The sequence below is a fragment of the Bradyrhizobium sp. NAS96.2 genome (assembly GCF_001908235.1).
Taxonomy (GTDB): domain Bacteria; phylum Pseudomonadota; class Alphaproteobacteria; order Rhizobiales; family Xanthobacteraceae; genus Bradyrhizobium.
Window position 1 is genome coordinate 33,897 of record NZ_LGHK01000092.1, and the last position, 7,289, is coordinate 41,185.

Consider the following 7,289-nt stretch of genomic DNA (forward strand, 5'->3'; position numbering starts at 1 on the left):
CTCTCTATGGGATGAAGCTGAAATCTATATGGCGTGGAAACAGAACCGGCGCAATCCGCGCGGGTTCCCGCTGCGGCATTACGTTTCAGCAAGCATTACGCTTCAGCAATGTGACTACGGTATCTCGTACACCACGAGCTTGTCGGCAATGCCGCGCAGTGCCGCTTCCTTCTGGATCGGCTTGATCGCCGCGCGATCGAGGATGCCGGCCACTTCAGCCGATTCCATCACCGGCTGGGTCAGATGAATTTCCTGTGACGTCGACAGGCTCTGCACCCGCGCTGCGATATTCACGGTCTGGCCGAAATAGTCCTGCCGCTCGTTCAGCGTCACCGCGAGGCACGGCCCTTCGTGGATGCCGATCTTGACGACCAGATCCTCCTTGCCGCGCTCGGCGTTGAGATCTTTCATCGCGGCCCGCATGCGCAAGCCCGCCGACAATGCATGCTCGGGCCGGATGAAGGTCGCCATCACGGCGTCGCCAATCGTCTTCACGACAGCGCCGCGCTCGGAGGCGATGATTTCGAGCAGCGCGTGGAAATGCGCGCGTACCAGATCGAACGCGGCGAGATCGCCGACCCGCTCATAGAGCGCGGTCGAGCCCTTGAGATCGGTGAACAGGAAGGTCAGCGCGGTGATCTTCAGCCGCTGGTCGACGGTGAGATTGTCGGCCTTGAACACATCGCGGAAGGTCTGGTTCGACAGCATCCGCTTCGCGGTGAGGATCGGCTTGCGCTTGCCGAGCAATTTGTGCAGCGGATCGCCGGCGATCCACACCGAGGGCAGCACGCGAACGTCGGCATGATTCTCCAGCGAGAGCCGCAGCGGCCCGGGCCGCATCGTCGAGGTCCCGGTCGGCGCATGCGACTTGTTGAACGCGATCGAGAACTGCTGACGATCGGTGGTCGGCTCGCCCTCGACGGCAAAGAAGTGCGCCGAATGCGTCACCGGCTCGAACACGATGACGAACTGGTTGGGCAGGTTGAGCGACAGGATCGCCTTTTCGCCGGGCGGCAGCTCGAGCCCCTCCAGCGTCACCTCGTTGATCAGGGTCGACACCGAGGTCTCGTCGAACTCGATCCCCGAACTCCAGAACATCTGCCGGAAGTATTCCCAGATCGGCAGCGTATTCGGATCGTGCGCGGCAATGTGGCGGACCCGCGGGCTGACGGTGAAGGCAACCTCGACCAGTTCATCAACAGAGGCCTCGTAGCCGCACGCGCACAGCGCACAATTATAGTCGTCATGGCGCAGCGACTTCAGCGTCGTATGCGCATCGAGCACGCCGCCGCAGCCCGGACACAGCACGTTCCAGCTCATGTCGAACAGACCGAGCCGCGAGGCATGCAGGAAGCCGGAGATCACTTTCTCCTCTTCGAGCCCGGTGCGGCGCGAGAAATCCAGCACGTTGATGCGATTGAGCTCGCGATCATGGCCATCGGCGATCAACTGCTGCATGGCATCGACGACGGCCGGATCGGTCGTCTGCCTGAGGACTGCGAAGTGGGCCTGCGTATCGCTCATGGTGAGGCCTTAAGTGAGCATTGGGACACCGCCGCGCAAGGTCAGCGCGGCTTGATCGTGAACACCGGAGAGCGGTTCGGCTGTGTCGTCACCACGCCGATCGGAATCACCGGATCCTTGTCCGCCAGCGCGACGCGGAATGCGCCGATGATCTTCGCAAGCGCGAGCGTTGCCTCGACCAGTGCGAAATGCGCACCGATGCAGACCCGCGCGCCGACCCCGAACGGCAGATAGGCAAAGCGATCGGGCGGCGTCCCCGTCATGAAACGCTGCGGCACGAACGCATTCGGATCGCGCCACAGCTTTTCATGCCTGTGCAACAGCCACGGCGCGATCAGGATTACGTCATGCTTCCTGACCGGACGGCCCATGATGGTGTCGGGACCGCCCGCCGCACGCGCGATCAGGAATGCCGGCGGATAAAGCCGCATGGTTTCGTCGATCACCGCGCGGGTGAACTTCAACCGCTCGATGTCGAGCGTGCCATTTGCCGCCACGCTCCTGACTTCTGCTGCCAGTTGCTCCTGCGTCTCGGGATCGAGCGCCAGCAGATAGAGCGCCCAGAACAGCGCGGTCGCGGTCGTCTCGTGGCCGGCCAGGATCATGGTCGCGACCTGGTCGCCGAGCTGGGCATCGGTGAACGCCTTGCCGGTTTCGGGATCGCGCGCGGCGCCCATCAGATCGAACAGGTCACGCGCGGGCGCGTTGTTATCCTTGCCGGCGGCGCGGCGCTCGGCCATCAGCTGGCCGACAAACGCGGTCCAGCGCTTGCGGAACCGGGCGCGCCGGAAATCCTGCGGGGTCGGCCAGCTCAAGGGCAGCACCAGGTCCAGCATGTGCGGCCGCGCCAGCGTGTTGCCATACTCCATCACGAAATCACGCAGCGCGGCGCCGTGGCGATCCATGCCGAATGAGAACATGGTGCGGCCGGCGATCTCCAGCGTCATGCGCTGCATCACCTCGCGCAGATCGACCGGACCGCCGCTCGCCGACTTCAGCTTGGCGATGGTCTCGTCGACCGCCGCGATCATGTAGGGCACCAGCGTCTTCACCGCGCGCGGCGTGAACGCCGGCGCCAAGGTGCGGCGCTGATATTTCCAGGCACGGCCCTCCGCGATCAGCAATCCTTCGCCCAGCATCGGGCGCAGCACGCGCAGGCCGGCGGGCGTGCGGGTGTAATTCTCATAATTGTCGACCAGCACGTGACGGATCGCATCCGGCGTGTTGAGGATGAAGCTCGAATGGCTGAGAAAGCGGCCCTGGACGATGTCGTCCTCATAGGCGCGCTGGCCCCAGGTCTCGATCGGCGAGTTGCGCATCACCCGCATCCGCTGGAACGCGCCCATGTCGGCGGGCGCGCGCGGCGGAGCCGGCGGGACCAGGGGACGCCGCGTGACCGTGGTATCGTAGACTTCGGCTATGCTCATGGTCCTCGCTTCCTGCCTCACGCATTGGCCGATCCGGCCATGCGATCCCGGCGCCATGAAGGCGCGCGGACCCTCTACCAGACCTAATAAGTCAGCTCGGCGACCGCAATCCGGTTCTCGGACGCCGGCCACGCCCGCATTACGATCCGCTCCCCGTTGAAGATCGCCGCCACCGGACGACCGACCTCGGCAGCGGCGAGCCGCAACGTCGTCACCGCGTCCGTCGGCACGCCGGATTTGACGTCGGACGGCTCCTTGCCGTCGAACAGCACGATATCGCGCGGCAGCCCGAAATAACCGCGCGGCCGCGACATCAGCACGATGGCGCCCGCACCGGCATCGGCCGGCAGCATCGGCCGCGCCGCGCGCAGATGCACGATCTCGGAAGAGCGCGGAAACGGCGAGCGATAGATGTGCGTCGTCACAGCTCCCGGAGAAGTCAGCACGAATTCAAGCGGCCAGGACGGATTGACCTGCGCCGGCCCCCAGCGGCCGTCGGCGCCGGTCTGCGAGCTGTGCAGCGGGCCGCCGAGGCGCTCGCCGGTCTCTGCCGACACATGATAGATGTCGACCACGGCGCCCGGCATCGGCCGGTTGGTCGGCACGCCGCCCGGCATGCTCGTGACGAGGCCGCTCAACCGCACCGCCGTCTCCGGCACGATCTCGATCCGCGACGGCTCATGCCCGGCGATGAATTTGTAGATCTCGCGAAAGGCGCGCGGATGATACGCGGTCTCGCGATGATCGACCGCGCCAAGCACCAGATTGGTCGCGCCCTTCAGCGCCGGGCCTTCCGTCGTGACGTTGGTCGGCGTGCCCGGCTTGCCGATGAAGCGGCCGTCGGCTTGCGCATATTTGTCGAGACCGTCGCTGCGCAAGGTCAGGAACGCGGTGCCGACAGTTACTTCGCTGTCGCCATCGTTCAGCCCACGCAGGAACGGTCCGCGCCCATTGAACTCGTTGCCGAGGCCGTCGTCGGACGCATACACACCGTGATTGGGCGTGCCGCACAGCACCGCGTGGCTGATGTCGCCGCCGCTACCGTTCTTGATGGTATTGCGGATCGCATTGCCGCCGCGCGAATTCCCGACCAGCGCGATGCGCGCGGCGCCGCTGCTCTGCTTGAGCTCCCTGACCGCCTCGGCGAGTGCGCGGCGCTGGTCCTCGGTCGAGGAGCGGCCCGCCTGCTCGACCTTGTCGTCGGCGCGCGCCAGGGGATCGGTGAAATTGATCGCGGCCATGCGCTCGCGCGGCACGCCGTTGGACTCCATCCGCCACAGCGTCGTCATCCAGAGCGCGGCGTGATCGCCATTGCCGTGCACGAACAGGATCGGCGGGATGTCGCCGGCTGGCGCGGACTGGGCCAAGGCCGGGGCGGCGAGGCGGCCGGCCAGCAGCGTCAGGGCGCCGGCCCCTTGAAAAAATCTCCGCCGCGACAGCGCCATTGCTCCCCTTCCCCAAACCTTTCAGGGCTTTAGCTGTGTCCTACCCAGTTAAAGGATACCGTAATCGCTGGACAGGACACGCGTTTGCCGGGCATCAGTTGATGCAGCCGGAATCATTCACAAACCATAGCAGGCCAACCGGAACCGGATATGACCGAACCGCCGAAGCGCCAAGACAGTATCACTGCACCGTTGCGGCATTCAATCTTCAGGCGGATATGGCTCGCCAGCCTGCTCTCCAATCTCGGCATCCTGATCCAGGGCGTCGGCGCCGCCTGGGCGATGACCCAGATGACCTCGGAAGCCGACAAGGTGGCGCTCGTGCAGACCGCGCTGATGCTGCCGGTGATGCTGATCTCGATGCCGGCCGGCGCCATCGCCGACATGCATGACCGCCGCATCGTGGCGCTGGTGTCGCTGGCGATCGCGCTCTCCGGCGCCACCACGCTGACGGTGCTGGCCTGGCTCAATCTGGTGACGCCAAACATCCTGCTCGCGCTGTGCTTCGTCGTCGGCAGCGGCATGGCGCTGTTCGGCCCGGCCTGGCAATCCTCGGTCAGTGAGCAGGTGCCGTCGGAGACGCTGCCCGCCGCGGTCGCGCTGAACGGCATCAGCTACAACATCGCGCGCAGCTTTGGTCCGGCGATCGGCGGCATCGTGGTCGCCTCCGCCGGCGCCGTGGCGGCTTTCGCCGCCAATGCCGTGCTGTATCTGCCGCTGCTCGTCGTGCTGTTCCTGTGGAATCGCGTCAGCGAGCCGTCGCGGTTGCCGCGCGAGCGGCTGAACCGCGCCATCGTCTCCGGCGTGCGCTACATCACCAATTCGCCGTCGATCAAAATCGTGCTGACCCGCACCATGGTGACCGGCATCATCGGCGGCTCGGTCTCGGCGCTGATGCCGCTGGTTGCGCGCGATTTGCTGCATGGCGGTGCGCAGACCTACGGCATCATGCTCGGCGCCTTCGGCATGGGCGCGGTGATCGGCGCACTCAACATCAGCGAAATCCGCAGCCGGCTCAGCGGCGAAGCTGCGATCCGCGTCTGTGCGTTGACGATGGGGGCTGCGATTGCCGCGGTTGCCGTGAGCAAGCAGCCGGTGATCACCGCCGCCGCGCTGGTGGTTGCCGGCGCAGTGTGGATGCTGGCGATCGCGCTGTTCAATATCGGCGTGCAGCTGTCGGCGCCGCGCTGGGTCGCCGGCCGTTCGCTGGCGGCGTTTCAGGCCTCGATCGCCGGCGGCATCGCGATCGGAAGCTGGTGCTGGGGCCGCATCACGGACCTCGGCGGCGTCGAGATGGCGCTGTTGATCTCCGCCGGGTTGATGCTGCTGTCGCCGCTGCTCGGCATCTGGCTGCGGATGCCGCCGGTCGGCGCGCGCAACGAGGACGCGGCCGAGACGCTGGCCGATCCCGAGGTGCGGCTGCAACTGACCGGGCGCAGCGGGCCGCTGGTGGTGGAGATCGAGTACCGCGTGGCGCAGGACAATGCGCGGGCCTTCCACAATGTGATGCAGGATGTGCAGCTCAGCCGCCAGCGCAACGGCGCCTATGGCTGGTCGATCGCGCGCGACATCGCCGATCCCGAATTGTGGACCGAGCGCTATCACTGCCCGACCTGGCTCGATTTCCTGCGCCAGCGCAACCGCGCCACCCAGATCGAGCGCGAGCTGCACCAGAAGGCGGCCAACTTCCATATCGGCGCGGAGCCGATCCGCGTGCGCCGGATGCTGGAGCGGCCGTTCGGCTCGGTACGCTGGAAGGACGAGACCCCGGACCGCGCGGCAAAGGAGGTGATCCCGGTGGTCGCGACCGCGGCGGGCAGCAGTACGTAGATCTAGCCGGTCGTTACTGCCCGTTTTCGGTGAGCGTCTGCTGGCAGGCCTTGCTGAGGCGGCTGCGATGCTCCTTCAGGCAGGCCAGCACGACCTGATCGCCCTCGCTGAGATGAGCGCGGCAGAACCGCGAGGCATCGCGCGAGCAGGCATCACGCCCCTGCTGCTGTGCCGAGGCGGCCGACGTCAACAGAACCAGTGGCACGACGGCGAACAAGAATCGGGTCATCTCTCAAAGCCTCTAAGGAATAGAACGCTGGTTCTATAGCGTTTCGGGGGTGCGAAGAAGCTTGAAACGGCAGACCCGGCCAGTTCCCACGGCGCAAATCACTCGGCGGCGGCCCGGCGCTGCGCGGCGAGGTCGCGATCCAGCACGACGCGGCAGCCGCTGCTGAGCTGGGAGCGATTCTTGACCATGCAGGCGGTGATCCTGGGGATGTTCGGGATCTCGGCGCTGCACAGCCGGAACGCATCGCCCGAACACATCTGCTGCGCTTCAGCGCTGAACGCAAAGCTCGCGGTCGGCGACAGCACGGCAATTGTGGCCGCAACGGCCAACGCGACGCCGGCTCTGCGCCCTGCACGCTCAATGTCCTGACTCCTGAAGATGGTGATCATGATCGGCTCCCATCGGCGCCGCAAATGGCGGGGCCCTTGTTTGATGGACCGATCCTGCACGGGAGCGAGCTGGCCGACCGTGACGGTCATCACGCATGGATAAGGCCCGCTTTTTCTTGCCGTTCCGCCGCCTTGTTGGGACCGCGTTAAGACCTTGTTGGCATTAATCGCTCGTTACGGCTGTGGCGTATCCTTAAGTTCCGAGAGAGTGTGTAGCGATGCGTAGTGCGTTGGGCCTGATGCTGGCCAGTGTTGTAGCGGCGATCGTGATCGCCGGCGTGTGGTTCTGGACCTCCTCCCCGCGTGCCGACGCGGCTCCTCCGCAGACAACGGCAGCAAGCCAGGGCGATCCGCTCCCTGCGGCGGCAAGGCAGGCTGCCAGGGACGATGTCGACACGACCGCCGCGCTGTCGAAGCGCGCCGACGCCACCCAGGCGGCAGCGCC

The 7,289-nt window shown here is 65.9% G+C and carries 6 protein-coding genes and 1 pseudogene; 2 read left to right on the plus strand and 5 right to left on the minus strand.

The window, feature by feature from the left end:
- Nucleotides 1-114: 114 nt before the first annotated feature.
- From AC628_RS20970 to AC628_RS20980, 3 genes are all read right to left on the minus strand, one after another.
- Complete coding sequence (locus AC628_RS20970) at nucleotides 115-1,524, minus strand: adenylate/guanylate cyclase domain-containing protein (RefSeq protein WP_074128664.1); 1,410 nt, start codon at nucleotides 1,522-1,524, stop codon at nucleotides 115-117.
- Between the two features lie 41 nt (nucleotides 1,525-1,565).
- On the minus strand, nucleotides 1,566-2,951 hold the full coding sequence (locus tag AC628_RS20975) for a cytochrome P450 (RefSeq protein WP_074128665.1): 1,386 nt from the start codon (nucleotides 2,949-2,951) through the stop codon (nucleotides 1,566-1,568).
- An 83-nt stretch (nucleotides 2,952-3,034) separates the two neighbouring features.
- Nucleotides 3,035-4,396 carry a hydrolase gene (locus AC628_RS20980; RefSeq protein ID WP_074128666.1) on the minus strand — a complete coding sequence of 454 codons (1,362 nt, stop codon included), beginning with the start codon at nucleotides 4,394-4,396 and terminating at the stop codon, nucleotides 3,035-3,037.
- A 150-nt stretch (nucleotides 4,397-4,546) separates the two neighbouring features.
- Here AC628_RS20980 and AC628_RS20985 point away from each other — a divergent pair, with 150 nt between their 5' ends.
- A complete protein-coding gene (locus AC628_RS20985) occupies nucleotides 4,547-6,226 on the plus strand; it encodes an MFS transporter (protein ID WP_074128667.1) in 1,680 nt (559 codons plus the stop codon).
- A 13-nt stretch (nucleotides 6,227-6,239) separates the two neighbouring features.
- On the opposite strand, the gene AC628_RS20990 is transcribed toward AC628_RS20985, so the two are convergent.
- Both AC628_RS20990 and AC628_RS20995 read right to left on the minus strand, forming a co-directional pair.
- Nucleotides 6,240-6,455 (minus strand): cysteine rich repeat-containing protein, encoded by a 216-nt coding sequence (locus AC628_RS20990; RefSeq protein WP_074128668.1) that lies wholly within the window; start codon nucleotides 6,453-6,455, stop codon nucleotides 6,240-6,242.
- A 98-nt stretch (nucleotides 6,456-6,553) separates the two neighbouring features.
- Entirely contained in the window at nucleotides 6,554-6,844 is a 291-nt protein-coding gene (locus AC628_RS20995; protein WP_074128674.1) for a hypothetical protein, read from the minus strand.
- Nucleotides 6,845-7,062: 218 nt separating this feature from the next.
- Between AC628_RS20995 and AC628_RS21000 the strand changes: the two are divergent.
- Nucleotides 7,063-7,289: pseudogene (locus AC628_RS21000) on the plus strand (polysaccharide deacetylase family protein); the annotation flags it as partial.

Excerpts from the sequence above, each read along its gene's own strand:
- AC628_RS20970 (WP_074128664.1), bottom strand. The coding sequence starts at position 1,524 with ATGAGCGATACGCAGGCCCACTTCGCAGTCCTCAGGCAGACGACCGAT.
- AC628_RS20975 (WP_074128665.1), bottom strand. The coding sequence starts at position 2,951 with ATGAGCATAGCCGAAGTCTACGATACCACGGTCACGCGGCGTCCCCTG.
- AC628_RS20980 (WP_074128666.1), bottom strand. The coding sequence starts at position 4,396 with ATGGCGCTGTCGCGGCGGAGATTTTTTCAAGGGGCCGGCGCCCTGACG.
- AC628_RS20985 (WP_074128667.1), top strand. The coding sequence starts at position 4,547 with ATGACCGAACCGCCGAAGCGCCAAGACAGTATCACTGCACCGTTGCGG.
- AC628_RS20990 (WP_074128668.1), bottom strand. The coding sequence starts at position 6,455 with ATGACCCGATTCTTGTTCGCCGTCGTGCCACTGGTTCTGTTGACGTCG.
- AC628_RS20995 (WP_074128674.1), bottom strand. The coding sequence starts at position 6,844 with ATGATCACCATCTTCAGGAGTCAGGACATTGAGCGTGCAGGGCGCAGA.